22 protein-coding genes and 2 tRNA genes are annotated in these 23,843 nt (G+C 68.7%); 14 read left to right on the top strand and 10 right to left on the bottom strand.

Features of this window, described 5'->3' with window-relative positions; genetic code table 11:
* Positions 1–182: 182 nt before the first annotated feature.
* From ACWPN5_RS13610 to ACWPN5_RS13590, 5 genes are all read left to right on the top strand, one after another.
* Positions 183–1,055, top strand: coding sequence for an N-formylglutamate amidohydrolase (locus ACWPN5_RS13610; RefSeq protein ID WP_492295838.1), 873 nt, complete (start codon positions 183–185; stop codon positions 1,053–1,055).
* A 6-nt stretch (positions 1,056–1,061) separates the two neighbouring features.
* Complete coding sequence (locus ACWPN5_RS13605; protein ID WP_145688535.1) at positions 1,062–2,192, top strand: carboxylate-amine ligase; 1,131 nt, start codon at positions 1,062–1,064, stop codon at positions 2,190–2,192.
* A gap of 186 nt (positions 2,193–2,378) precedes the next feature.
* Positions 2,379–3,689: an O-acetylhomoserine aminocarboxypropyltransferase gene (locus ACWPN5_RS13600; protein WP_492295836.1), complete on the top strand. Its 1,311-nt coding sequence runs from the start codon at positions 2,379–2,381 to the stop codon at positions 3,687–3,689.
* A 10-nt stretch (positions 3,690–3,699) separates the two neighbouring features.
* Positions 3,700–4,497, top strand: coding sequence for an alpha/beta fold hydrolase (locus tag ACWPN5_RS13595; protein ID WP_145688539.1), 798 nt, complete (start codon positions 3,700–3,702; stop codon positions 4,495–4,497).
* A gap of 131 nt (positions 4,498–4,628) precedes the next feature.
* Positions 4,629–6,515 carry a sensor histidine kinase gene (locus ACWPN5_RS13590; protein WP_247888695.1) on the top strand — a complete coding sequence of 629 codons (1,887 nt, stop codon included), beginning with the start codon at positions 4,629–4,631 and terminating at the stop codon, positions 6,513–6,515.
* 80 nt (positions 6,516–6,595) lie between these two features.
* Here the strand turns inward: ACWPN5_RS13590 and ACWPN5_RS13585 are convergent, their stop codons facing one another.
* Positions 6,596–7,057: an Hsp20 family protein gene (locus ACWPN5_RS13585; protein ID WP_145688543.1), complete on the bottom strand. Its 462-nt coding sequence runs from the start codon at positions 7,055–7,057 to the stop codon at positions 6,596–6,598.
* Between the two features lie 279 nt (positions 7,058–7,336).
* Here ACWPN5_RS13585 and ACWPN5_RS13580 point away from each other — a divergent pair, with 279 nt between their 5' ends.
* On the top strand, positions 7,337–7,744 hold the full coding sequence (locus ACWPN5_RS13580; protein WP_109070617.1) for a DUF1465 family protein: 408 nt from the start codon (positions 7,337–7,339) through the stop codon (positions 7,742–7,744).
* A gap of 83 nt (positions 7,745–7,827) precedes the next feature.
* Here ACWPN5_RS13580 and rpmE read toward each other — a convergent pair whose 3' ends face one another.
* Positions 7,828–8,052, bottom strand: a complete 225-nt coding sequence (rpmE, locus tag ACWPN5_RS13575) for a 50S ribosomal protein L31 (RefSeq protein ID WP_014241009.1) — start codon at positions 8,050–8,052, stop codon at positions 7,828–7,830.
* A gap of 250 nt (positions 8,053–8,302) precedes the next feature.
* On the opposite strand from rpmE, the gene ACWPN5_RS13570 reads away from it, so the two are divergent.
* Together ACWPN5_RS13570 and ACWPN5_RS13565 are read left to right on the top strand one after the other, a co-directional pair.
* Positions 8,303–10,135, top strand: coding sequence for an ABC transporter transmembrane domain-containing protein (locus tag ACWPN5_RS13570; protein WP_492295833.1), 1,833 nt, complete (start codon positions 8,303–8,305; stop codon positions 10,133–10,135).
* Positions 10,136–10,199: 64 nt separating this feature from the next.
* Positions 10,200–11,012, top strand: coding sequence for a DUF2243 domain-containing protein (locus ACWPN5_RS13565; protein ID WP_492295831.1), 813 nt, complete (start codon positions 10,200–10,202; stop codon positions 11,010–11,012).
* 6 nt (positions 11,013–11,018) lie between these two features.
* Here ACWPN5_RS13565 and ACWPN5_RS13560 read toward each other — a convergent pair whose 3' ends face one another.
* Positions 11,019–12,545, bottom strand: coding sequence for a methyltransferase regulatory domain-containing protein (locus ACWPN5_RS13560; protein WP_492295829.1), 1,527 nt, complete (start codon positions 12,543–12,545; stop codon positions 11,019–11,021).
* A gap of 304 nt (positions 12,546–12,849) precedes the next feature.
* Between ACWPN5_RS13560 and ACWPN5_RS13555 the strand changes: the two genes are divergently transcribed.
* Both ACWPN5_RS13555 and ACWPN5_RS13550 read left to right on the top strand, forming a co-directional pair.
* A tRNA-Lys gene (locus tag ACWPN5_RS13555) sits at positions 12,850–12,925 on the top strand.
* Positions 12,926–13,001: 76 nt separating this feature from the next.
* A tRNA-Lys gene (locus ACWPN5_RS13550) sits at positions 13,002–13,077 on the top strand.
* A gap of 86 nt (positions 13,078–13,163) precedes the next feature.
* On the opposite strand, the gene ACWPN5_RS13545 is transcribed toward ACWPN5_RS13550, so the two are convergent.
* The 7 genes from ACWPN5_RS13545 to ACWPN5_RS13515 all read right to left on the bottom strand — a co-directional run bounded on the left by ACWPN5_RS13545 (position 13,164) and on the right by ACWPN5_RS13515 (position 19,542).
* Complete coding sequence (locus ACWPN5_RS13545; protein WP_492295827.1) at positions 13,164–13,619, bottom strand: MaoC family dehydratase; 456 nt, start codon at positions 13,617–13,619, stop codon at positions 13,164–13,166.
* A 221-nt stretch (positions 13,620–13,840) separates the two neighbouring features.
* Positions 13,841–14,164 (bottom strand): CtrA inhibitor SciP, encoded by a 324-nt coding sequence (gene sciP, locus ACWPN5_RS13540; RefSeq protein WP_492295825.1) that lies wholly within the window; start codon positions 14,162–14,164, stop codon positions 13,841–13,843.
* Between the two features lie 226 nt (positions 14,165–14,390).
* Positions 14,391–15,119, bottom strand: coding sequence for a flagellar hook assembly protein FlgD (locus ACWPN5_RS13535; RefSeq protein WP_145688554.1), 729 nt, complete (start codon positions 15,117–15,119; stop codon positions 14,391–14,393).
* 40 nt (positions 15,120–15,159) lie between these two features.
* Positions 15,160–17,238, bottom strand: coding sequence for a flagellar hook-length control protein FliK (locus ACWPN5_RS13530; RefSeq protein ID WP_492295823.1), 2,079 nt, complete (start codon positions 17,236–17,238; stop codon positions 15,160–15,162).
* Positions 17,239–17,463: 225 nt separating this feature from the next.
* Positions 17,464–17,979 (bottom strand): flagellar basal-body protein, encoded by a 516-nt coding sequence (locus tag ACWPN5_RS13525; RefSeq protein ID WP_145688558.1) that lies wholly within the window; start codon positions 17,977–17,979, stop codon positions 17,464–17,466.
* Positions 17,972–18,379 carry a rod-binding protein gene (locus tag ACWPN5_RS13520; RefSeq protein ID WP_492295820.1) on the bottom strand — a complete coding sequence of 136 codons (408 nt, stop codon included), beginning with the start codon at positions 18,377–18,379 and terminating at the stop codon, positions 17,972–17,974. Before ACWPN5_RS13520 ends, ACWPN5_RS13525 begins: the two co-directional genes overlap by 8 nt.
* Positions 18,379–19,542, bottom strand: a complete 1,164-nt coding sequence (locus ACWPN5_RS13515) for a flagellar basal body P-ring protein FlgI (RefSeq protein ID WP_145688572.1) — start codon at positions 19,540–19,542, stop codon at positions 18,379–18,381. The genes ACWPN5_RS13520 and ACWPN5_RS13515 overlap by 1 nt, the downstream gene beginning before the upstream one ends.
* Positions 19,543–19,794: 252 nt before the next feature.
* On the opposite strand from ACWPN5_RS13515, the gene ACWPN5_RS13510 reads away from it, so the two are divergent.
* The 4 genes from ACWPN5_RS13510 to ACWPN5_RS13495 all read left to right on the top strand — a co-directional run bounded on the left by ACWPN5_RS13510 (position 19,795) and on the right by ACWPN5_RS13495 (position 23,383).
* Positions 19,795–20,211 (top strand): flagellar assembly protein FliX, encoded by a 417-nt coding sequence (locus ACWPN5_RS13510; protein ID WP_014240995.1) that lies wholly within the window; start codon positions 19,795–19,797, stop codon positions 20,209–20,211.
* Between the two features lie 243 nt (positions 20,212–20,454).
* Positions 20,455–20,874: an RNA polymerase-binding protein DksA gene (gene dksA, locus ACWPN5_RS13505; protein WP_145678390.1), complete on the top strand. Its 420-nt coding sequence runs from the start codon at positions 20,455–20,457 to the stop codon at positions 20,872–20,874.
* 541 nt (positions 20,875–21,415) lie between these two features.
* Complete coding sequence (locus ACWPN5_RS13500; protein ID WP_492295818.1) at positions 21,416–21,925, top strand: hypothetical protein; 510 nt, start codon at positions 21,416–21,418, stop codon at positions 21,923–21,925.
* A 342-nt stretch (positions 21,926–22,267) separates the two neighbouring features.
* Entirely contained in the window at positions 22,268–23,383 is a 1,116-nt protein-coding gene (locus ACWPN5_RS13495; RefSeq protein ID WP_492295816.1) for a hypothetical protein, read from the top strand.
* Positions 23,384–23,843 lie beyond the last annotated feature (460 nt).

Below are 23,843 nucleotides of genomic sequence, written 5' to 3'. Positions count from 1 at the left end.
GTCCGTTATAGCGGACGCAACCTGCAGGCGCCATGTTCCCCCGCCGCATGGCACGTCTGCGGAAGGCCCGGATTGTGGGACATTGCCGCGACGACGGGATCATCCAGGCGTCCCGGCCGTTGCCCTCGGATCAACCGGCGGGAACTTCCGCTGCGACCGAGACCCTGCAATACTGTGCCACCATGACGCAGCGATCCCCCTGCAAGCCCGCCGAACACTCCCGACCGGTGACCCTGCCGTCGCCGCCGCGCGCCGCGCCGCCGTCGCCGTTGCTGGGTCCCGACGATCCGCCGCCGGTCACCGTCCTGCGCCCGGAGTCGGACAGTCCGGTGCTCCTGCTGTGCGACCACGCCTCGCGCGCCATCCCGAAGGCGCTGGGGACGCTGGGGCTGGACGAGACCAATCTGTGCCGGCACATCGCCTACGACATCGGCGCGGCCGAGGTGACGCGGCGGCTGTCGGAGCGGTTCGGCGCCACGGCGGTGCTGTCCGGCTATTCCCGGCTGGTGATCGACCCGAACCGCGCGTTGAACGATCCCACCGCGATCCCGGTGGTCAGCGACGACGTGGTGATCCCCGGCAACCGCGCCCTGGACAGGGCCGAGGAGGAGCGCCGCATCGACGCCATCTTCCGGCCCTACCACGCGGCGGTCGCCGCCGAGGTCGCCCGGCGGCGCGAGCGCGGTCAGGTGCCGGTGCTGCTGTCGATCCACAGCTTCACGCCGGCGATGCGCGGCGTCGCCCGGCCCTGGCACGTCGGCATCCTGTGGGACCATGACCCGCGCATCCCGATTCCGATGATCGCGCGGCTGCGCGCCGACGGGCGCTGGTGCGTCGGCGACAACGAGCCCTATTCGGGCCGGACGACCCTGGGCGGCACGGTGGAAAGCCACGCGACCCCCGCCGGACTGCCCAACGTCCTGGTCGAGGTGCGCCAGGACCTGATCGCCACGCCGGAGGGGGCGGCGCTGTGGGCGACGGTGCTGGGCGACGCTCTGGAGCCGATTCTGGCCGACCCCGGCCTCTACGAAATCAAACTGTTCCCGCGGGAGTGAGCGTTCATGGAGCCAGCCTTCACGCTGGGGCTTGAGGAAGAGTATCTGCTGGTCGACCGCAGCTCGCGGGACATCGCGCGCAACCCGCCGGACGAGATGCTGGAAGCCTGCCAGGAGCAGGCGCCGGGCCAGATCCATCCGGAGTTCCTGCGCTGCCAGATCGAGGTCGGCACGCCGGTCTGCTCCACCCTGGCGGAGGCACGGGCGGAGCTGGCGCGGCTGCGCGCGACGGTGGCCGGGGTGGCGCGCGCCCACAATCTGGCGCCCATCGCCGCTTCCACTCATCCCTTCGCCGCCTGGGAGCCGCAGAAGCACACCAACCGCGACCGCTACAACATGCTGGCCCGTGACCTGGGCGCGCCGGCGCGGCGGCTGATGATCTGCGGCATGCACGTCCATGTCGGGATCGAGGACGACGACCTGCGCATCGACCTGATGAACCAGGTCCGTTACTTCCTGCCGCATCTGCTGGCGCTGTCCACCTCCTCGCCCTTCTGGCGGGGGCAGGACATGCAGCGGAAATCCTACCGGCTGGCGGTGTGGAACGAACTGCCGCGCACCGGCATGCCCGACAGCTTCCAGAGCTTCGGCGAGTACCAGCAGCAGGTGAACGTCCTGGTCAACGCCGGGATCATCGAGGATGCGAGCAAGCTGTGGTGGGACATCCGCCCGTCCCAGCGTTTCCCGACGCTGGAGATGCGGATCACCGACGTCTGCACCCGCCTCGACGACGCGGTGACGGTGGCGGCGCTGTTCCGCTGCCTGCTGCGCATGCTGTGGCGGCTCCGGTCGAAGAACGTGACGTGGCGGCCCTACAAGAACCTGCTGATCGGCGAGAATCGCTGGCGGGCCCAGCGCTACGGGCTCGACGAGGGTTTGGTCGATTTCGGGCGCGGCACCATCGTTCCTTACGGCGACCTGATGGAGGAGCTGATCGAGCTGACCCGTGAGGACGCGGAGCGCTTCGATTGCGTGGCCGAGGTCGCCAACGCCCGCGACATCATCCGGCGCGGCACCAGCGCCCATCGTCAGGTGGCGATCTACCGCGAGGCGCTGGAGCAGGGCGCCACCGGCTGGGAGGCTCTGGCCCAGGTGGTGGATTGGCTGGTCGAGGAGACGATGGTCGGGGTGGAGTGATCTGCCTCGACGGGTTGCTTCGAAATCCATGGCAACTTTCGGAAAGCCACTACTTGACCTTTGCGTCATCCAGCCATACCCTCGCCGCAAATCAGCTCACCGAGTTGAGCAGGGCAGGCAATAAAAACGAAGCAGCAGAGGGCCGCTCGCACCACGGGCGGCCCTTACCTTTTCAGGGGGATGGGAATGGCCGACGCCAAGTTCCTGAAGTTCGACACGCTGAGCCTGCACGCCGGCCAGCGGCCTGATCCGGCCACCGGGGCGCGGGCGGTGCCGATCTATCAGTCCACGTCCTACGTCTTCGACGACACCGACCACGCCGCCTCGCTGTTCAACCTGGAACGGCCGGGCCACATCTACTCCCGCATCTCCAACCCCACGGTGGCGGTGCTGGAGGAACGGTTGGCGGCCCTGGACGGCGGTGTCGGCGCGGTCTGCACGGCCAGCGGTCAGGCGGCGCTGACGCTCGCCATCATGACGCTGATGGACGCCGGCGGGCACATCGTCGCCTCCTCCTCGATCTACGGCGGCAGCCGCAACCTGCTGGCCTACACGCTGCCGCGATTCGGCATCACCACGACCTTCGTGAATCCGCGCGACCTCGACGGCTTCCGCGCGGCCATCCGGCCGGAGACACGGCTGCTGTTTGGCGAGGTGCTGGGCAATCCGGGGCTGGAGGTGCTCGACATCCCCGGCCTGTCGGCGATCGCCCATGACGCTGGCCTGCCGCTGATGGTCGACGCCACCTTCGTCACGCCCTACCTGTGCAAGCCGCTGAGCGTCGGCGCCGATCTGGTGATGCACTCCTGCACCAAATGGCTGGCCGGGCACGGCGTCGCCATCGGCGGCGTGGTGATCGACGGCGGCACCTTCGACTGGGAAGCGTCCGGCAAATTCCCGACCCTGACCGAGCCCTACGCCGGCTATCACGGCATCGACTTCGCGGAGGAGTACGGGCCGGCGGCCTTCATCATGCGCGCCCGCGCCGAGGGGCTGCGTGACTTCGGCGCCTGCATGAGCCCGATGAACGCCTTCCAGATCCTCCAGGGCGTGGAGACGCTGCCGCTGCGCATGAAGGGCCACATCCACAACACCCGCAAGGTGCTGGGCTTCCTCGAATCCGAGGCCTACGCGGAAAACGGCAGCGTCGCCTGGGTCACCCACCCGGAGCTGCCCGACCATCCCGACCACCGGCTGCGCGCCCAGCTCCTGCCGCACGGCGCCGGCTCGATCATCTCCTTCGGCATCAAGGGCGGGCGGGAGGCCGGGCGGCGCTTCATCGAGAAGCTGGCGCTGTTCTCCCACCTCGCCAACGTCGGCGACGCCAAGTCGCTGGTCATCCACCCCGCCAGCACCACCCACGCCCAGCTCGACGCCGAGGCGCTCGCCGCCGCCGGGGTGGGGGAGGACATGATCCGCCTGTCCATCGGGCTGGAGGATTGCGACGACCTGATCGACGATCTGCGCCAGGCGCTGCGCGCCGCGACGAAGGCGTGAGGAGGCTGCCATGGACCTGACCGTCAACGGCCAAACCGTCTACGCCCACACCGGCGGACGGCCCTTCGACCCGGCGCGTCCGGCGATCGTGCTGATCCACGGTGCCGGCATGGATCACACGGTGTGGAGTCTGCAAAGCCGCTACCTCGCCCATCACGGGCGGTCGGTCCTGGCGGTCGATCTGCCGGGCCATGGCCGCTCCGCCGGGGCGCCGCTGCCATCCATCGAAGAGTTGGCCGACTGGGTCGTGGCGCTGCTGGACGCGGCGGGTGTGGCGAAGGTGGCGCTCGCCGGCCATTCCATGGGCGCCCTGGTGGCCCTGGAGACCGCGGCGCGGCACGGCGACCGGATCGAATCGCTGGCCCTGCTGGGCGTGGCGGAGACGATGCCGGTCCATCCCGACCTGCTGGCCGCCGCGGCGCTGAACGACCCGTCCGCCATCGAGCTGGTGGTCGGCTGGGGGCACGGGCCTTGCGGGCATGTCGGCGGTGCCGCGGCGCCCGGCCTGTCGCTGGTGCCCGGCGGACGGCGCCTGATGCAGCGGGCGCGGCCCGGCGTGCTGGGTGTCGATCTCGGCGCCTGCAACGCCTATGGCCGCGGTGGTGCGGCCGCCGCGGCGGTGTCCTGCCCGGCACTGTTCCTGTTGGGCGGAGTCGACCGCATGACTCCGGCAAAATCGGGCAAGGCGCTTGCTGCCAAAGTCAGTGGCTCTGAAGTCGTTCTGCTGTCCGGCATAGGCCATATGGTTATGACGGAAGCACCAAACGCAACCACAGATGCTTTTTCGGCCCGGTTTGCTGCCCGCTAAGCCTGTTGTTTCTTCGTTGATTACAGTCTCATCATGAATCGTTAACAGATTCGCGTCTTACTGTTCTGCACCGAAGCGGCGATGCGGAATGGTGAGCTGTGCGAAGTCTTGAGCGGTCTGTCCATGCCTTGATGGCGGTTGCCGGCGATATCGTCGCGCTGGTGGCGCCGGACGGGCGGTTCGCCGATGTGGGAGCCGGGGCGCTCCGCGTGCTCGGCACTCCGCCGGAGGCGCTGCTGGGGACCGCCCTGCTGGATTGCGTCCATCCGGATGACCGGGAGGCGGTCGCCCGCGGTCTCGCCCGGCAGAATGTCGGACCGTCCGGTGACGGGCCAAGCGACGATGGATCGCCCGGCGACGCCGTTGGTCCGTTCGCCTGCCGGCTGCGCCACGCGGCGGGCGGCTGGCGGCATGTGGAGGTGACGGCCTTGCGCCGCATGGGCGACGCCGGTGCCCCGGAAACCGTCCTCCACGCCCGTGACGTCACCGACCGCGTGGAAGCCGGGGAGCGGCTGCGGGCGAGCGAAGCGCGTTACCAGACGCTGGCCCGCTCCGCTCCGATCGGCCTGTTCGAGACGGATCGCGACGGCGGAATCGCGTCGGCCAACCCGCGCTTCGCCGCCATCGCCGGACTGCCGCCCGATGCCCTGCAGGGCCATGCCTGGCTGGCGGCCGTGCATCCGGACGACCGGCCGCGGCTTGAGGCCGACTGGGCGGAGGCCGTGGCGTCGGGCCAGCCCATTCTCCTGAATGTCCGGTTCCGCGGCGCCGACGGCACGATCACCTTCGCCCTGTGCCAGGGCTCGCCGCTGACCGACGTGGATGGGCGGGTGCAGGGCTGGGTCGGCACGCTGAGCGATATGACCGAATATGTGCGGACGGTCGACGCGCTGCTGATGGCGGAGGCCCGGACCAACGCCATCGTGGACGCCGCGGCCGACGCCATCGTCACCATGGATGGGGAGGGCATCGTCCACAGCTTCAACCCGGCGGCGGAGGCGATGTTCGGCATTCCGGCCGTCGACATGCTGTGGAATCGGGTCGACCGGCTGATCCCCGGCATCGCGCCGCTGCTCCAGGATGGCGGGCTGGCCGTCTACCAGCCGGGCGGCGAGGCCCATGGCGCCGGGGCCGTGCAGGAGGCCGTCGCGGTGCGGCGTGGTGGCGACCGCTTTCCCATCGAACTGTCGGTGAGCGCGGTGGAAACCGGCGGACGCCGGGTCTTCACCGGCATCATCCGCGACATCACCGCGCGCAAGCGGAGCGAAAGCGACCTGATCGCCGCGAAGGAGGCCGCCGAATCGGCGGACCGCGCCAAGTCGACCTTCCTCCAGGTGATGAGCCACGAATTGCGGACCCCGCTGAACGCGGTCATCGGCTTCGCCCAGGTGATCGAGATGCGGCTGCTCGGCGCGGCCGAGGTGGACCGCTACATCGACTACGCGGGCTCGATCCGCCAGTCGGGCGAGCATCTGCTGGCGATCATCGACGACATCCTGGACATCACGACCATCGAGGCCGGCGGGCTGCGCTTGAACGAGACGCCCGTCGAACCGTCCGCCCTGGTGGGGGAGGCGCTGAACCTCGTCGCCATCCAGTCGGGCAAACGCGGCGTGCCGATCCACATCGACCTGGAGGATGGCCTGCCGACGCTGACCGGCGACGCGCTGCGGCTGCGGCAGGTCCTGGTGAACCTGCTGTCGAACGCCGTCAAGTTCTCCAACCCCGGAGAGCCCGCCCTGATCCGGGCGCGTCGCGGAAGCGACGGCGGGCTGGAACTGTCGGTGACGGACACCGGGATCGGCATCGCGGCGGAGGATCTGCCGAAGGCGATGACCCCCTTCGTCCAGGTCGACCAGTCGATGGCGCGGCGCTACGAGGGGATGGGGCTCGGCCTGTCCATCTCGAAGCGACTGGTCGAGGCCCATGGCGGCACCCTGCGCATCGCCAGCGTGCCGGGGCAGGGAACGACGGTGACCGTGGCCTTGCCGCCCGGCCGGGTCATGGCCGACGCATGAGGGGGGCGGCGGACTCCGATGAACACAGAAACGGCGCCCCGGTTTCCCGGAGCGCCGTATGGACGTGTGGTGCCTTGCGGTTAGGCGGCCTGCTGGGTCAGGGCGGGCTTCGCCGCGCTGTTGGTGCCGATCTGGATGGTCCGCGGCTTCATCGTCTCCGGCACCTCGCGCACCAGATCAATGTGGAGCAGCCCGTTCAGCAGATTGGCGTTGCCCACCTTGATGAAGTCGGCAAGCTGAAAGCGGCGCTCGAAAGCGCGGCCGGCAATACCCCGGTAGAGGAATTGGCCGGTCTCCTGTTCCTTCTTAGCTTTCCCTGTGACCACCAGAGAGTTCTGCTGAGCGGTGATCTCCAGGTCCTCCGGGCCAAAGCCGGCGACGGCCATGGTGATCCGGTAAGCGTCGTCGCCCGTCTTCTCGATGTTGTAGGGCGGGTAGGACGCGGCGGCCTCGTCGCCGGTCATCGCGTTCTCCAGGAGGCGCGAGAGGCGGTCGAACCCAACGGTCGAACGGAACAGGGGCGAAAGGTCGTAGGAGCGCATGACATATCCTCCAAATGAGCGATACAGCGATCGGAGACCACGATCGTCGTCGGTCCCCGGTTTTGCGGTTCCGGCGAACCCCAACTGGGCGTCCGCCGACACCGCGACAGATAAGCGAGCAACTTGCCCGTTCAAGAGGGCGCTTTTTGAAATTCGCCGGACCGCGCCGTCACCGTCCAGCGGACGGCCGGGCGGGGTTCATAACCACTCATCGATTGTTAATCAGTTGCGGCGAGGCTCGGAATCGGGCCATTCGGCCGCGGGAGGGGTACGGCCGTGATGGAAACACCGACCTTCTTCAACGGGACTTACGACGAGACGATGGCGCTGCTGATCGAGGCGCGCAATTACATCGCCTATCACGACGCCGTCAGCCATCGGGCGCTGCCGCCCCAGGTCCGGCTTCAGATCTCGTACGAATCCATGCGGGTGACCAGCCGCCTGACCCAGGTGATGGCTTGGCTGCTGGCGCAGAAGGCCGTCCATGCCGGGGAGATGACCCGCGAGCAGGCGGCGAGCGACGACTTCGCCCTGTCGGGCGGGGACATCTGCACCGATCCCTCCGGCCCCGACAACGAGCAATTGCCCGAAGGCCTGCGCAGCCTTCTGGAGCGCAGCCACCGGCTCTACATGCGCGTCGCCCGCCTGGATGAGCGCGCCCGTGACGCGGTGGCGCTGGCCGGCTGACGGCCGGCCTTCTCAAAAGCCGCAAACGCGAAAAGGGCGTCCGGCGGACCGGACGCCCCATTTCGTTTTGCGGACGAAGAAGATTACTTCTTCAGGCCGAAGCTCGCGAAGCGCTTGTTGAACTTGGCGATCTGGCCGCCCGTGTCCAGCAGCTTCTGCACGCCGGTCCAGGCCGGGTGCGACTTCGGGTCGATGTCGAGGCGCAGCGTATCGCCCGGCTTGCCCATCGTGGAGCGGGTCTTGAACGTGCTGCCGTCGGTCATCACCACGTTGATCTCGTGGTAGTCGGGATGGATATCAGTCTTCATGGCCGGGGTTCCTGCAAAGCGAGCGCGGTCTATAGCAAAGCATGCGGCATGATGCAACCGCGTTCCTGCGCCGGAAAAGGCGGCCGGTTCTTGCGGACCGCCGTGATGCCGTGCTGTCGTGTCCGCCCGGTTCAATCCGCCGGCCGCACCATACCTTGTTCATAGGCCCCCCCCTTGCTATATGCCGGGTTTGCCCCCGTGCACCGTCTGCACATCGTCCTGCCGCCCGTCCTGCCGCTGGGGAGCCCCGGTGTCCCGTCCGTCGTCGAAGTCCGATCCGGTGTCCGAAGCGACGCCTTCCGCCGCAACGCGCCGACGCAACCTGTCGCCGCTGCGCCGGCTCTTTCCCTTCCTGTGGCCGTACCGGCTGCAGATCCTGGGGGCCATGCTGGCCCTGACCGTGGCCGCCGGGACCGTTCTGGGGCTGGGGCAGGGCATGCGCGTCCTGGTGGACCAAGGCTTCGTCGCGGGCGATTCGGCTCTGCTCGACCGGGCGCTCCTGGTGCTGCTGGTGGTCATCGTGCTGATGGCCGCCTCGACCTTCGGGCGCTTCTATCTGGTGACCTGGATCGGCGAGCGGGTGGTGGCCGACATCCGCCGCGCCGTCTACAGCCATGTGGTGACGCTGTCCCCAGGCTTCTTCGAAACGACCAAGACCGGCGAGATCCTGACGCGCCTGACCACCGACACCGAGGTGCTGCAGACCGTGGTTGGGTCCTCCGTCTCGATCGCGCTGCGCAACACGCTGATGTTCGTCGGCGGCACGGCGATGCTGCTGGTGACCTCGCCGAAGCTGGCCGGGCTGGTGTTCCTTGGCGTGCCGGTGGTCATCCTGCCGATCATCATCCTGGGGCGTCGGGTGCGCGCCCTGTCGCGGGCGAGCCAGGACAAGATCGCCGACCTCGGCTCCTTCGTCGAGGAGACGCTGGGCGCCATCCGCACCATGCAGGCCTACACGCACGAAACCATCGACCGCAGCCTGTTCGGCGGGCGGGTCGAGGACGCCTTCGCCACCGCCCGGCGGCGGGTGACGGTGCGGGCCATCATGACGATGATCGTCATCGTGCTGGTCTTCGGCTCCGTCGGCCTCATCCTGTGGATCGGCGGGCACGACGTGCTGGCCGGGCGGCTCACCGTGGGGCAGCTTTCGGCCTTCGTCATCTATTCGGTGGTCGTCGCCGGCTCGGTCGGGGCGATCAGCGAGGTGGCCGGCGACCTGCAGCGCGCCGCCGGCGCCACGGAGCGGCTGTTCGACCTGCTCGACACCGAACCGGAGATCCGCGCCCCGGCCAACCCGCGCGCCCTGCCGGAGCCGGCACAGGGCGCGCTGTCCTTCCGCGACGTGCGCTTCCACTACCCGTCGCGGCCGGACTGGGCGGCGCTCAAGGACTTTTCGCTGGAGATCGAGCCGGGCGAGACGGTGGCCCTGGTCGGCCCGTCGGGGTCCGGCAAATCCACGGTGTTCCAGCTTCTGCTGCGCTTCTACGACCCGCAGGCCGGGGCGGTCACCCTTGACGGGGTGGACGTCCGCGACGCCGACCCGGTGGAGGTGCGGCGGCGGCTCGGCCTCGTCGCGCAGGACCCGGTGGTCTTCTCCGCCAACGCCTGGGAAAACATCCGCTACGGGCGTCCGGACGCCAGCGACGCCGAGGTGCTCGCCGCCGCCGAGGCCGCCCACGCGCTGGAGTTCCTGCAGGCCCTGCCGGAAGGGCTGGACACCTTCCTCGGCGAAAAGGGCGTGCGGCTGTCCGGCGGGCAGCGCCAGCGCCTGTCCATCGCGCGGGCCATCCTGCGCGACCCGCCGGTGCTGCTGCTCGACGAGGCGACCAGCGCGCTCGACGCGGAGAGCGAGCGCATGGTGCAGGACGCGCTGGACAAGCTGATGACCCGGCGCACCACGATCATCATCGCCCACCGTCTGGCGACCGTCCTCAACGCCGACCGGATCGTGGTGATGGAGCAGGGGCGCGTCGTCGCCACCGGGCGCCACGCCGATCTGGTCCGCGAGGGCGGTCTTTACGCCCGGCTCGCCGCGCTCCAGTTCGACCGCGCGGCGGACGAGGCCGGGCTGGTCGGGGGCTGAAGAGCCCGCCACCGTTCGGGCGCCGGGTGCGGAACCCGTCCGCGCCCGCGGCGGTTGTCGGGCCATGTCCACAGACACGACTTATCCTCCGTCACCGGCACAGGCCGCGACCGGGCTTTCCTGGTCGGGATACCTGCTGGGCTTCGCGCTCGGCGGCTTCTTCGACGGGATTCTGCTGCATCAGGTGCTGCAGTGGCATCACCTGCTGTCGGCCGTCGAATCGTTCGCCGTCCAGGACATCCGCGTCCAGATCCTGGCGGACGGCCTGTTCCACGCCGCGATGTACCTCGTCGCGGCGGGCGGTCTGTGGCTGCTGTGGCGGAGCCGGCGCCGCTTCGCCGAAGCGGGGGCGGACCGTCTCCTGGCCGTCAACGCGCTGATCGGCTTCGGCGTCTGGCACATCATCGACGGCGTCCTGTCCCACTGGATTCTCGGCATCCACCGCATCCGCATGGACTCGGCAAATCCCTTGCTGTGGGACCTGCTGTGGTTCGTCGTCTTTGGAGTCGCCGTCGTCGCGGCGGGCTGGCGGTTGCGGCGCGGCGGGGGAGCGGGTGGTGGTGGTCGCCTCGCGCCGGTCGCCGTGACGCCCATCGTCCTGACGCTGGCGGTTTTGGTCGCCGGACCGGTCGCCGCCTTGCCGCCGCCCGGCGTGACCACGGTGATGGTGCTGTTCCAGCCCGGCACGACGGCGACGGATGTCTTCGCCGCGGTGGCGGCGGTGGACGGGCGGACGGTCTGGCAGGACCCTTCCGGCCAGCTCTGGGCCATCGACCTGGGCGAGGGCGGCAGCGCGGCGGCGCTCTACCGGCACGGCGCCCTGCTGGTCAGCAACACGCTGCTGCCGACCGGCTGTCTCGACTGGTTCCGGACCTGACGCCGGTCACGCCACGCCGAGACGGTGCAGGGTGAGCAGGCGCAGACGGGTGAAACGGTCGAAGCGGGCGCGCAACTCCGCCAGATTGGCCTCTTCCCCGTCGAGCCGCGCGCCGTCGCGCGACAGGGCGAGCCCATCGGCCGACAGAGCCTCCCAAGCGGTCGCCGCGGGGTCGGCACCGCTGCGCCGGGCCAGCAGGAACAGCGCCTCCAGCCGCGACACCGCGACGCCGGAGCCGAGGACGGGCGACGCCAGGGTGTCCAGCGTGTCGTCGCGGCGGTTGCGGTCCAGGATGGCGGCGTTGAAGCGGTCGGCCTGGAGCGCGCGCGCCGCCTGACCGGCTTCGGGCAGGGCGGGCGCCACCAGCGCCAAGCTCGTCAGGATCATCAGGGCACGCAGCACCGCCTCCTCGCCGTGGCGGGCGAGGGCGGGCAGGGCGGCCAACTCGCCCAGCGTCGGGGTGCCGGCGGCCAGCGCCTCGGCCAGCGGGCCGTGCAGGTCCTGCGGCAGGGGCACGCGCCCGACCGGGGCCAGCACCATCTCCGGCAGGTCGTCGGGCGGTACGAGAAGGGCGAAGCGGGTGGCGCGCAGCCGGTCCCGCCGCTCCGCCGAGGTCAGCCGCTCCGCCCCCTTCACAAAGAGGTCGCGGCGGAAGGCGCGGTTGGTCAGCAGGTCGCGCAAGGTCTCGCGGTAGGCCGGGTCGCGCGCCTCGGCCAGCAGGGGCAGGGCGTCCAGCGGCAGGGACAACTCGTCCATCTGCTCCATCGGGACGGCGGGGCCGGCGAAGTCCAGCTTGGCGGCGGCCAGTTCCCGCGCCACGTCGGCGTGGTAAAAGGCGGTCCAGTCGCGGTTCAGGTATTCGTGGGCGATGTAGTTGGGCGATTTGCGCTTCAGCGAGTCCAGCCGCGCCGGCAGCACGTCGGCCTGGGCGAACCAGCCGGCGTTCAGGGCGGTCAGGCGGCTGGCGAAGGCCACGGCCTCCTCGATCCGCTCCGGCAGGGGGCCAGTGCGGTCGGCGCAATGCTCGACCAGGACGCGGCGCAGCGGCATGTAGGCGAGCGTGCCGGGCAGGGCGTTGTAGCTGACGAAGACCAGCCCGCCGGGCTTGAGCCGCCGCTTCAGCAGGTCCACCAGGATCGCCCGGTTCTCCGCGCTGACCCAGGACCAGACACCGTGCAACGTGACGATGTCCAGATCCTTGGTCCCGTTTTGGGCGTAATCGGCGAAGCTCTCTTCCAGGAAAGCGGCGTTGCCCAGCCCGGCCTCGGCGGCGAGGCGCTGGGCGCCGGCGATGTGGCCGGGGTTGAAGTCCACCGCCTCGAAGCGGGCGTCGGGATGGCAGCCGGCCAGGACGGCGCTGCTTACCCCGTGGCCGCAGCCGATCTCTGCGCAGGCGAAGGACCCGGCGAGGTCCATTGGAGGCCGCCAGCCGCGCAGGGTCAGCGCGAAGGACAGCAGCGCCGGCGACAATTCCCGGTAGAAGGCGTGGATGTAGCCGATCCCGCCCACATAGCCCTCGGTCCAGCCTTGCATCGTCCCCGCTCCTCCCAATCGCTGGGGAAGGGTGATAGCGCCGGGCTTGGCCGGCTGTCAAAGAAGGCGGTCCAAAGACCCTCCCGAAGGCGGCTGTTAAGGGTGTGTGCGGAGCCGGAACGAGCCCTGTCAAAAAAATGCGATCCTATCCATTTTGGTATCGACAAGCCCCGGACCCTTCGTTATAAACCGCGCCACACCGGCCGGGACGACGGCTTGGCCGGACAGGAACCCTAGTCGATACGGTCAGGCACCCCCTGACGCAGAGACGAAGGCTTCGGTGCCGGTGTGAACGAGAAGTGATGGGCGCATAGCTCAGTTGGTAGAGCAGCTGACTCTTAATCAGCGGGTCCAAGGTTCGAGTCCTTGTGCGCCCACCATCACTTTCAGGATCGAAAGGGATCGCTCCCAAGACCCCTTTCATGCCGCCGGGTGCTTCGGCCCCCGGATGGGAATGGGCGCATAGCTCAGTTGGTAGAGCAGCTGACTCTTAATCAGCGGGTCCAAGGTTCGAGTCCTTGTGCGCCCACCATTCCCAGGACAACGGCACGACAGCGACGCACACAAAAGGGCTGCCCTCGGGCGGCCCTTTGTGCGTTCGGGGCTCTGCTTGCGCGATCACGCCTCATCGGCGCCGGGGCGGCGGGGGACGAGCAGGTTGGCGGTCATCTGCTGAACGATCGCGCCATCCTGGTTGAGCGTGGTGGTGCGCACGCGGGCAATGCCGCGGTCGGGGCGCTTTGCCGAGACGCGGACCTCCAGGATCTCGCTCTCGATGCGCAATGCATCGCCGGGGCGGGTGGGCAGGGGCCAGCGGATATCCTCTACCCCCATCCCGACGAAGCCGCCGGTGAGCGCGCCGTCCCCGGTGACGATCATCCGCATGGTCAGCCCGGCGGTGTGCCAGCCGCTGGCCGCCAGTCCACCGAAGACGCTGTCCCGCGCCGCCTCGGGGTCGAGGTGGAAGGGTTGCGGGTCGAATTGCCGCGCGAAGGCGACTATGTCCTCCTCCGTCACGGTCACCGGGCCGCCGGTGAAACGGTCGCCGGGGGTCAGATCGTCCAGATAGCGCATGGGGTGGTGAACTCCCGTCGCGGGTTGCTTCGTTGCCCTGCATTAATCTTTGCGGGGCGGGAACGAAAGCGATACCTGCCACGCAAAAATTGCAAAGCTCCCCGGACGCAAAATGTCGGGGCGGAAAACACGCTCCGTTCCTGCGCCGGAACACAAAACAACGACGCCGCAGGGCGGGCCTGCGGCGGTCTGGTCCGGACGGACGGCGAGCGGAGAGTCGCTTATTCGGCGGCGGTGCTGGCTATGCGGCTGCGCACGGACGGCGGCGGCTGGTTCCCACGATAGTCCTGCAGCCGCGTGGCCCGCAGACCCCGCATGCCGTGGCTGTCGATCAGCCGCTGCCAGGACAGGAATTCCTCCACGGACAGGGTGTAGCGGCGGCACGCTTCCTCAAGGCTGATCAGCCCCGAACGCACGCCGGCCACAACCTCCGCCTTGCGCCGCATCACCCAGCGCTTGGTGTCCGGAGGGGGAAGATCATTTTCTGTCATCGGCCGTCCTGCTGGACCGATGACCGACGCTCCACTGGAGCCATCGTCGCTCATTTCAAGCTCGCGAGATGACATGCGCGGACGCTCCACCATCAGCAGTGTATTCCACGATTTGGTGGTAACCTACCCCTTCTCCGCTTAACAAAAGCCTAAACGATAGGGTTAATGTTTTAAGCATAAAAGGCATGGCGCATAGGCCCATCCGGACCTCTGCCCATGCCTTTGACCATGCCTTTGACCATGCCTTCGGAAGACGCCGAAGCGGGTGGGCGGGACGCCCTCAGTACACCTTGGAGAGCTTGGACAGCGGAACCTCGACGCTGCCGACGGACATCACCGTTTCGCCGTCCTTGTTGGACCCAATGCCGCTGACCGTGCCGAAGGTGAAAGGGGTCGCCTTGATGATGTCGTCCTTCTTTTCGGACACCGGGGCGATGTTCAGGCGGTACTGGCCCGGCTGGACGGCGTTGCCGCCGTCGTCCTTGAAATCCCAGTTCACGACGTGCTTGGTGCCGGCGGCGGTCTCGCCGGTCATCGACCGGACGACGCGGTTCTTGCTGTCCAGGATGTCCACGCGCACCGACTTGGCGGACTTCTCCAGCTCGTAGGCCAGCGGGGCCGCCGTCATGCCCTGGGTGTAGTCGAAGCTGTCGCCCTCGAAGGTGACCGTGCGGCCCAGATAGGCGAGGTTGGTCGAGTTGGTCGAGGCGTTCTGCAGCTTCAGCAGCTTGTCGAGCCGGCTGTTGGTGCCGATGTTCTGCTCCACGTTCGCGAAATCGACCAGCTGCTTGGTCATGTCGTTCGTGTCCATGGGCTTCAGCGGGTCCTGGTTCTGCATCTGCGTGGTCAGCAGCTTCAGGAAATGCTCGAAGTTGTCGCCCAGCCCCTTCACCGCGGTGTCGAGTTTCTGCTCGTCGGCGGTCTTGGTGGTCTTGGTGGAAGTGTCGGTCTTCGTCTTGGTCTGGTTGGTGTTCCAGCTGCTGCCGTAGTCGGTGTTGGTGGTGGCCATGGTCGTCGTCCTTCGCTGGAATGGCTGCAGCTGGTCTGAATCAGGCTTGGATATCGACGCGGCCCGGGGCCAGCGTCAGGGTGTAGGCGGCCTGCGCATCCTCCACCTCGCCCGTGCCGCCACCGAAGCCGCGGCCCCGTCGGCCCGAGCCGCCCTGCCGTCCCAACTCCTGGAACGACTGGCCGCCTTCGCCGCGCAGGCTGAAGTTGAGGCTGTTGCTGTCCGCCTTCAGCCCGGCATCTTGCAAGGCGCGTTCCAGATTGCGGCTGTCGCGCTGCAGAAGTTCGAGGGTCTGGGCCTTTTCCACGGCGACCGACGCGGTGACCCGCCCGTCCTGGCCGATGTCCAGCTTGATGTCGATGCGGCCCAGCTCGGCGGGGCGCAGGTTGATGGTGAACTGGTCGTTACCGTCCGACACGTTCTTGCTGATGTGGACGGCCACCTGCTCCTGGACGCCCATCGGCAGACCGGCGGACCCGCGGGACGGGCGGAGTTGCGTCGTGGTCAGCCCCGTCTCCACGCCGCTCGCCGTGTGGGTGCCCTCGATCCCGGCGAAAACCGCGTGCGTCGGGGTGGTGGCGTGCGGGGCGCCGTCGGCCGGCGGCGGCGCGTCCGCAGCGGCCGCAGCGGCGGCGTTGAGGAACGCGCTTTGCCCGGCAGGCTTTGCCGGGTCGGCAAGCGGTGCCTGGGGTGCCGGCGGCTGGGCCAGGGACGCGGCGTTGCCGTTCGGGTCCGGATTGCCGCGGTTGCCGGCGTTGGCACCGGCGTCGCCGTCCGCCCCGGTCCGTGTCGCGCCCTTGGCCTTGGCCGCGGCAAGCTCATTCGGGGATTGCGGAAGCGGCGCGCTGTCGTCGTTCGGCAGGTCGGCGACGGGCAGCGCGCCGGAGGACAGCGCATCGGCCGTCGCCGGCTTGTCCTTGGCGGCGTCCTTCGCCTCGGCGTGGTGCGCCGGCAGCTCGGGCTGCGGGACGGCCTGGACCGGTGCCGCGTCAACCGGCGTCGGCGTCGCTTGCGCAACCGGCTTGGCCGCCGCGGCCGCCGTCACGGTCTCGTCGGCGGCGGGCTTGGTCTTGCCGTCCGGATGAGGAGCGCCGGCGGCGGCCAGGGCAGCCGCGGCGGCTTCCGCGGCGGCCAAGGCGGCATCGGTGGCGGGGGCACCGGCCAAGGGCGCCTTCTCGTCGTCCGGAACCGGGGCGGCGGGCGGCGTTGTCGCGGCCGTCGCCCCGACCGTGCCGTCCTCCGTCGCCTTGTCGGCCGCGTCGTCGGGCCGCCCGTTGGCCAGCGGGGCGGGGACCAGCGGGGCGACGGCCAGCGCCAGGGCGGCCTCGCGGTCGGTCAGGACGGCGGACTGGTCGGCCGTGACCATCTCCACGGTGGTCTCGGTCACCGTGACGGTCAGGTCGAGGATCACCGCCTCGCCGGTCCCGTCGTCGTCCTGATCGCCGGCTCCGTCCCGGGCGCCACCGTCGCCCGTCGCGTCGTTGGCGTCGTCCGGCAGGAGCGTCCCGGCCGTGTCGGAGGCAAGGTCGGCGCCGGTGGTGACGCCGGCGGGCGTCGCCTTGGCCGCATCATCGAGCGCCGCCTTGGCGTTTGCGGCCTTCGCCTCCTTGGCCGTGGCGTGGGCCGAGGCGGCGGCCTCCCGCCGTTCGGTGCGCGTCGCGTGGGCGGAGTCGCCGGCCTTGGCCGCGTCGGACGCGCGGCTGTCCTTCCGCTCGGCGGTGCGCTGGGCCTCGTCCTTGCGGGCGGCGCGGGCGTCGGCCTGGGTGTTCGCGTCGGCGGCCTGGCGCGGTTTGGCCGGTTCCGCGCGGATGGGGTCGGGGCGAGGAGGCGGGCTGCGTTCCGCGGCCTTGCGCTCGGCGGCCCGGTCGGCCGCGGCCCGGTTGGCGGCTGTCCGATCGGCGGCGGCTTGGTCGGCGGCGCTCGCCGCGGCGCTGCGGCGCTCCTGGGCGGAGGCCTCCGCCTGGACCTGATCGCGCTTGCGGGTGGCGGCCTCGGTGATCAGCCGATCCATCATGGAGGCGAACTTGTCGCTTCGCGGGGCCGTGTTCTGGCTGGACGAGGTCTGGCCCCGGACCAGGCTTTCGAACGCGGAGGGCGCGGTGTTCGTTTGGATGGCCATGGAAGGGATTCCCCGAAGCGGACAAGTGCACCCCATCCGGAAGCAACTAACGGGCCAGTTCCAGGCCGGTGCCGGTGGGTCCGCTCGCCGTCCCGTGCCCGGCAGTTCCGTCCGCCGGGCGGCAAATTCCGCCGGGTGGCCGGCGCTTCTTGCCGGACCCGGAAACGCGGCAAGGGCCGCCCGGTCGGACGGCCCTTGCGACGGAGTCCGGTGCCTGCGGCGGCGTCAGAGCCGGGTGTTGAGCGTGGCGGAGGTGGATGGCCCGTGGCTCGGCGTGACGTAGGTCGCGCGCGGCGGAACCGGGGCGGTGCCATAGGCGGGGGTGGTGGTCTGCCGAGCGCGGTTGATGGCGCCGACCACGGTGTCCACCAGGATCTTCTGCGCCGCGCTGTTCCGGCGGAGCGCGTCGGCGTTGGCCGCGGAGGCCTCGTACAGCCCGCGCGTCGCCTCGCGCAGCGCGGCCTTGGCCTCGTCGGGCAGGGCGGCCATGCCCTCGCGGTCCACGCGCAGCAGGCGCGACACCTCTTCGTAGACCAGCATCATCGGCTGCTTCTCGCGCCCCAGCCGGGCCAGCTCGGCGCTGGTGCAGTGGCGCATGACCGCCTCGGTCTCGCGCGCCAGATGCGCGCTCAGCCGGTCCATCAGCTCGACCAGGGCGGCGGCGCGCTCCTCGGCGTTCTTGGGCAGATTGGCGGCGGGAGCCTTGGACGGCTGCGGGAAACGGACGTCGACCTTATCCATGGGTGCCCTCCTGTGCGCGCAGAAGCTCGCGGTAAACCTGATCGGCGATGCCGAACCCGCCGCTGCGGGACACCTGCTTGCCGTACTCGTTGGTCAGCATGGAACGGAACATCTCCTCGGCATGGCCGCCGCCGAAGGTCTGGTCCACCTCGATCCCGTCGAACATGTGCCCCAGCATCTGGGAGACGAAGACGCTCTCGAACTCGTTGGCAGACTGGCGGATCTTGGCGCGGATCGCCGGGTCGACCTTGCTCTCGGCGCTTTTGGGATCGACCAGATCGGTGCGCACCGCCGTCCGGAAGCCCCCTTGCGCGTTGCCCTGGGCGTTCCCCTGGGCGCGCTCGGCGGCCGCGGGCAGGCGTGGGGGCGGAAGGCCGGGAAGGGAAAGCGTCGTATCCATCAGATCACCTCGATCTCCGCCTGCAGGGCTCCGGCGGCCTTGATCGACTGAAGGATGGCGATCATGTCCCGGGGTCCCACGCCAAGCGCATTCAAGGATTGTACCAACTCCTGGAGCGTCACCCCGGAATTCATCACGGCGAGGCGGTTGTTGGACTGGTCGTCCACCTGGATGTCGGTGCGCGGCACCACGGCGGTCTGGCCCTGGCTGAAAGGGCCGGGCTGGCTGACCTGCGGCGTCTCGGTGACGCGGATGGTCAGGTTGCCCTGGGCGATGGCGACGGTGGAGATGCGGACGTTCTCGCCCATCACGATCACCCCGGACTTCTCGTCCACCACCACGCGGGCGACCTGGTCGGGGGTGATGCGGAGCTGCTCGATCTCGGTGATCAGGCCGACGATGTCGCCGCGCCGGGCCTCCGGCACGCTCAGCAGGACCGAGGCCGGGTCGGTGGCCTGGGCCCGGTTGCCGCGGAGCTGGATGTTGATGGCGGTGGCCACGCGCTGGGCCGTGGTGAAGTCCGGGTTGCGCAGCGACAGGCGAAGCACCGGCAGCTCGGCCAGCGAGAACTGGATCTCGCGCTCGACGATGGCGCCCGAGGAGATGCGGCCGGAGGTGGGAACGCCGCGCGTCACGCTGGCCCCCTGGCCCTGGGCGGAGAAGCCCGACACCGCGATCGGCCCCTGGGCCACGGCGTAGACCTCGCCGTCGGCGCCCAGCAGCGGGGTGACCAGCAGCGTGCCGCCAAGCAGGCTCTTCGAATCGCCCATCGCCGACACGGTGGCGTCGATGCGCGTGCCCTGGGCGGAGTAGGGCGGCAGGGTCGCCGTCACCATCACCGCCGCCACGTTCTTGGTGCGCAGGTTGGTGCCGCGGGTGTTGACGCCCATCCGCTCCAGCATGCCGACCAAGCTCTGCTCGGTGAAGGGCGAGTTGTTGAGGCTGTCGCCCGTGCCGTTCAGGCCGACCACCAAGCCGTAACCGATCAGCATGTTGTCGCGCACGCCCTCGACGTCCACCACGTCCTTGATCCGCGCCGAGGAGGCCGAGGCCGGAGCCGACAGCGCCAGCAGCGCCGCGGCGAGCGCGGCCAGCATCGCGACCGCGCGCAGCACGGTCGCGGCACGCGGCATGATGGCACGGGGCAGGGCGGTGGCGGTCATGGCGGGAACACTCCTCAACGGCTGTCCCTTCCTATACAAATGGCGTGCCAGACGCGCGGACGGCAGGCAAAGGGCAGGATCGGCAAGGGGAAGCGGCGGCGGCCGATGAAAAGGCCGGAAATTGGCACCGCGTCCGACCGCTTTATGTCACGGAAGCGGGGCAATTTTTGCCCGATTGCGGCAAACCTTGACCGGATGTTAAGGTGCTTCCATCTAGAGTATCGCGCTTTTCCGAAACCGGTTGCACGGAACATGAAAGTCGAAGGCCCCGGAAAACTTCGCGGCAGCAGCTCGGTCCGGCGCACGGGGAAGGCCGAAGGCTCGTCCGGTGCGTCCTTTTCCAAGCAGCTCGTCGGCGAGACCAACACCGCGCAGGGCGTCCATGCGGCGGCGCCGCTGGCCGGCATCGCCAGCGTGCTGGCGCTGCAGGAGGTGGACGACGCCACGGCCCGCGCCTCGCGCGGCAAGATGCGCGCCGAGGAGATGCTCGACAAGTTGGAGGAGATCCAGCACGGGCTTCTGGCCGGCACGCTTCCGGCGCAGAAGCTGATGGACCTCGTGAAGGTGGTGCAGTCGCGGCGCGTCCATGTGGACGATCCGCGTCTGGCCGACATTCTTGACCAGATCGACCTGCGCGCCCAGGTCGAGCTGGCGAAGCTCACCCCCTGAGCGCCTTTCCCAGCGCCGCAGGCCGCGGCGCCGCTGTCGGGCGGCCGGGTGCCGCCGGCCTTTGCGGCCATAGGACCGGCTTTTCGGCATCGGCCGTACGGCCATCGCCGGCGGTTTCACAAAACTTTGCTTCTCCAAGGGCTTGTTCGTGCTTCGATAGGCGAAGCGCGGGGTTGCGGTTGCCGGTGCGCCTACCTATACTCCGCGCCGCCCGGATCACCCTTTTGCGTTGGATGCTCTCGGATGTCGTCTCCGCTTCTGCCTAAGAACTACACCCCGTCGGAAGACGAGGAGTTCATGAATCCCGTCATGCGGGAATATTTCCGCCAGAAGCTGCTGCGCTGGCGCGCGGAGCTGCTGGCTGAATCCAGCGAGACCCTGAGCAGCCTTCAGGAAGGCGGCATCCAGGAACCGGACATCGCCGACCGTGCGTCGGCCGAAACCGACCGGGCGCTGGAACTCCGCACCCGCGACCGCGAGCGCAAGCTGATCTCCAAGATCGACGCGGCGCTGGAGCGGTTGCAGGATGGGGCCTACGGCTATTGCGAGGAAACGGGGGAGCCCATCTCCGTCCGCCGCCTCGACGCCCGTCCCATCGCGACGCTGAGCCTGGAAGCCCAGGAGCGGCACGAGCGCATGGAGCGCACCCAGCGCGACGACTGACGCGCCGGTTCATTTCCGGCGCTTCCGGCCGTGCCCAAGGACAAGCCTCCTCCGATCCCGGCGGGGGCTTTTGTCCGTTCTGGGACGGTGTCGGGGTGAGTTCCCGACGGCGTGCTGAGGAGGTTGCGGCCCGCCCCTCTGTCGGAGCTTGGTTCGCTCGGGCCGGCCGCGGGCCCGCTGCAATGAACCGTCACGCTACCGGCTCCGGCCGGTCCCGGCCAGCCTGGGAAACGGCTTGCCCCTCTCTGCCGCCGCCGCCACCAAACGACGAACGTCTTCCGATGGCGCCTCACCTTCTGGTGTGGCGCTTTCGCGCGTCCGGCTGCTCGCCCGGGTCGGTCCTCCACAACCCGATGGTGCGGGTTGCCAGAACGGCCTGTTGACGGTGAAATGGATGTCCTGAAGCGGATCGAGACATTGCAGGCCCTGGTCCGTGAGGCGCAGACACGCAGGAAGCGCCTCCTGGACCAATCCCATGAGCGCCTGCGCTCCGCCGAAAAGGCGTTGGAAGGGTCTCACCGCCTGCTGAAAGGGAAGCCCCATGGCCCAGGCCCATCAACCCGCGAACCACCCTGAGGCGCAGAACCCCGATGCCGAGGATTGGCGTCGGCGCAGCGAGGTGCGGCGCAGCCGGGCCGAAGAGGCCCGCATCGGGGCGGAGCGGATGCGGGAGGAGGCCGAAGAGGAACGGGTCGCGCATTTCCAACGCCATGTCGAAGCGGAAGGGGCCCGGCTGATCGCGGAAGAGGGGCGGATCACCGGGGAAACGCGGCGCCAGGAAGCGGAGGAGGCGCGCATTCTGGACGAGGAGCTTCGCCGATCCGCCGAGATGGCCCGGCGGTCGGCGGAGGAGGCGCGCCTCTCCGAGGAACTGGCGCGGCAACTCCATGAGGCGACCCGGTGTTCTGCCGAGGAGGCCCGGCTTCATGCCGAGCAGGCGCGCGCCGACGCGGAGCGCGTCCGGGCGGTGAACGAGGAGCAGCGCCAGATCCTTGAGGAGATGCGGGAGACCGTCCGGCGTTACGAGGCGCTTCTGGCCGGGGGCGGGTGACGGGCCGCCCGGGCCCGGCGGGAAGAGGGTCGCCCCCCACCCGAAACGATGGCCGCTGCTGCTCGGCCCTGCTCTTCAGGAGCGCCCCGTCTCAATCCTTGAGGGGCGCACCACGCCGCCGCACCCGCCATTGGTCATAAACGGTTTTGAATTTCCTTTTCGTACCCGCTTTGGTAGAACTTGATGGCGGGTGTGAGCACTCCGGTATGCCCGACAACGAGCCGTGGCGGTGCTGGTCCTGATGCAGATCGCAACGTTGGGCGCAGGCCGGTGAAGCGCCGAGCGGTGAAGGGCAAGTTAAGCGCTGGCAAGCTGATCATCTGATGATGAAGGAATCGGGAAATGGCATTGAGATTTGCTGAGCGCATCGGTTCCAAGGACGGCGATGCCATGGCGGCCTCATCAAATACGGTGTTTTTCGGTCTGCAAGGCAATGATGTATTTTACGGTGGATATGGAATTGACTTCGTTTTCTTCCTTGGCGGCGCTGGGGACGATACTTATTCGATTCAATCACCGGGAGCGATTGTGATTGCCGACTCGGGTGGTTCTTCCGATCAATTGATCGCATCGGGAATCGGTGTCAGCAGACCGACGACGTACGCGGCGACGATCGATGGGCGCCATTTGGTGGTTGGCGACACGAAGTCGGGTCAGTTGGTGTATGTCCTCAATTATCTCGATCCTCATTTCAAGATTGAGAAAATTACTTTATCCGATTCGGTCCATTCATATGACAGTATTATTTCTTTGCTTCCAAAGGCTCCCGGTTTTATTGGGAATTTATCATGGGAAGCGTTTACGGATCGTATGAAAATTACGCATCTGAACACTCCGGATGTCAACGAGGCGTTGGGCTATTATCTGAACCGCGAAGCTCTGCTCCAGACCCGAGCGACCATCGACTACAGAAAAGATCCGACCAACCGTGTCGCCGTCACGACCGGCGGTGCCAGTGTGGAGACCGCGATGGCCGCTTACACCGGTCCGGTGGCGGGAGTGGTGAACCAGCACATTGGCACCGATGCCGGGGAAGCGATCCGGGGCTCGAGTCGGGCCGATTTCATCAACGGGCTTGCGGGCGACGACGCGATCGACGGGCGGAATGGCGACGACGTCTTGGATGGCGGTTTGGGCTCCAACTTCCTGACCGGCGGCTGGGGCACGGACACATTCTTCGTCGATGGCCGCAGCGGCGGCGTGACCTGGTCCACCGTCACCGACCTGGAGGCGGGTGAATGGGTGACCGCCTGGGGTTGGAAAGAGGGAGTCTCGAAACTGACTTGGCAGGAGATGGGCGGCGTCGAAGGCTACAAGGGTGCCACGGCTCACATCGATCTGGATGGCAACGGCAGCATCGACATGAGCATGACCGTTTCCGGCCAATCCTCCGGCTCGATCCTGACCACTCCGGGTCAGGTCGAGGGCAACGGATATCTCGCTTTCTGTCTCAAGTAAAAAAAGCGGCCCGCCCGATGTCATCGAGCGCAAAGCCTGATGCATCAGGCTTTGCGATTGCCCAACCCGCTGCCACGGCCATCGCGTGGCCGGCGCCCTCCTGCGATCCGGGCATCGGGCCGTGTGCGCCGGCGGGGATAGCCAGACCTCCCCATGCAGCGTGCCGTTGCGGCCGGCTTGACCGTGCCCGGCGCGGTGCAAGCCCACGCCGGCGGTGACACGCCCCGGGTGGGCAGGGAAGGGCACGGCAGAAGGCGCCGGGCGGCAGAAACTGCCTGCTCAGCGCGGGCAGCGCACGGCTGGACCGTGGCGCGACCACCGAAACACGCCCGTGCCGCGTCCGTGTCGCATGGCTGGTTCGGCGATGCGTGGAAGCCGGCCGGGATGCGGGTGTTCCTGTCGCGCCATGCAACGCGATGGAATGGGGTTCGGGCCCCCTTCCGTCGTGTCGTTCTTCGTC

The organism is Azospirillum sp. UENF 211521, from assembly GCF_058780535.1.
This window is presented reverse-complemented; position numbering and strand designations above follow the sequence as displayed.

What these genes read in the sequence shown, in the direction of transcription:
- ACWPN5_RS13610 (WP_492295838.1), top strand. Translation starts at nt 183, where the DNA reads ATGACGCAGCGATCCCCCTGCAAGCCCGCCGAACACTCCCGACCGGTG.
- ACWPN5_RS13605 (WP_145688535.1), top strand. Translation starts at nt 1,062, where the DNA reads ATGGAGCCAGCCTTCACGCTGGGGCTTGAGGAAGAGTATCTGCTGGTC.
- ACWPN5_RS13600 (WP_492295836.1), top strand. Translation starts at nt 2,379, where the DNA reads ATGGCCGACGCCAAGTTCCTGAAGTTCGACACGCTGAGCCTGCACGCC.
- ACWPN5_RS13595 (WP_145688539.1), top strand. Translation starts at nt 3,700, where the DNA reads ATGGACCTGACCGTCAACGGCCAAACCGTCTACGCCCACACCGGCGGA.
- ACWPN5_RS13590 (WP_247888695.1), top strand. Translation starts at nt 4,629, where the DNA reads ATGGCGGTTGCCGGCGATATCGTCGCGCTGGTGGCGCCGGACGGGCGG.
- ACWPN5_RS13585 (WP_145688543.1), bottom strand. Translation starts at nt 7,057, where the DNA reads ATGCGCTCCTACGACCTTTCGCCCCTGTTCCGTTCGACCGTTGGGTTC.
- ACWPN5_RS13580 (WP_109070617.1), top strand. Translation starts at nt 7,337, where the DNA reads ATGGAAACACCGACCTTCTTCAACGGGACTTACGACGAGACGATGGCG.
- rpmE (WP_014241009.1), bottom strand. Translation starts at nt 8,052, where the DNA reads ATGAAGACTGATATCCATCCCGACTACCACGAGATCAACGTGGTGATG.
- ACWPN5_RS13565 (WP_492295831.1), top strand. Translation starts at nt 10,200, where the DNA reads ATGTCCACAGACACGACTTATCCTCCGTCACCGGCACAGGCCGCGACC.
- ACWPN5_RS13560 (WP_492295829.1), bottom strand. Translation starts at nt 12,545, where the DNA reads ATGCAAGGCTGGACCGAGGGCTATGTGGGCGGGATCGGCTACATCCAC.
- ACWPN5_RS13545 (WP_492295827.1), bottom strand. Translation starts at nt 13,619, where the DNA reads ATGCGCTATCTGGACGATCTGACCCCCGGCGACCGTTTCACCGGCGGC.
- sciP (WP_492295825.1), bottom strand. Translation starts at nt 14,164, where the DNA reads ATGAGCGACGATGGCTCCAGTGGAGCGTCGGTCATCGGTCCAGCAGGA.
- ACWPN5_RS13535 (WP_145688554.1), bottom strand. Translation starts at nt 15,119, where the DNA reads ATGGCCACCACCAACACCGACTACGGCAGCAGCTGGAACACCAACCAG.
- ACWPN5_RS13530 (WP_492295823.1), bottom strand. Translation starts at nt 17,238, where the DNA reads ATGGCCATCCAAACGAACACCGCGCCCTCCGCGTTCGAAAGCCTGGTC.
- ACWPN5_RS13525 (WP_145688558.1), bottom strand. Translation starts at nt 17,979, where the DNA reads ATGGATAAGGTCGACGTCCGTTTCCCGCAGCCGTCCAAGGCTCCCGCC.
- ACWPN5_RS13520 (WP_492295820.1), bottom strand. Translation starts at nt 18,379, where the DNA reads ATGGATACGACGCTTTCCCTTCCCGGCCTTCCGCCCCCACGCCTGCCC.
- ACWPN5_RS13515 (WP_145688572.1), bottom strand. Translation starts at nt 19,542, where the DNA reads ATGACCGCCACCGCCCTGCCCCGTGCCATCATGCCGCGTGCCGCGACC.
- ACWPN5_RS13510 (WP_014240995.1), top strand. Translation starts at nt 19,795, where the DNA reads ATGAAAGTCGAAGGCCCCGGAAAACTTCGCGGCAGCAGCTCGGTCCGG.
- dksA (WP_145678390.1), top strand. Translation starts at nt 20,455, where the DNA reads ATGTCGTCTCCGCTTCTGCCTAAGAACTACACCCCGTCGGAAGACGAG.
- ACWPN5_RS13500 (WP_492295818.1), top strand. Translation starts at nt 21,416, where the DNA reads ATGGCCCAGGCCCATCAACCCGCGAACCACCCTGAGGCGCAGAACCCC.
- ACWPN5_RS13495 (WP_492295816.1), top strand. Translation starts at nt 22,268, where the DNA reads ATGGCATTGAGATTTGCTGAGCGCATCGGTTCCAAGGACGGCGATGCC.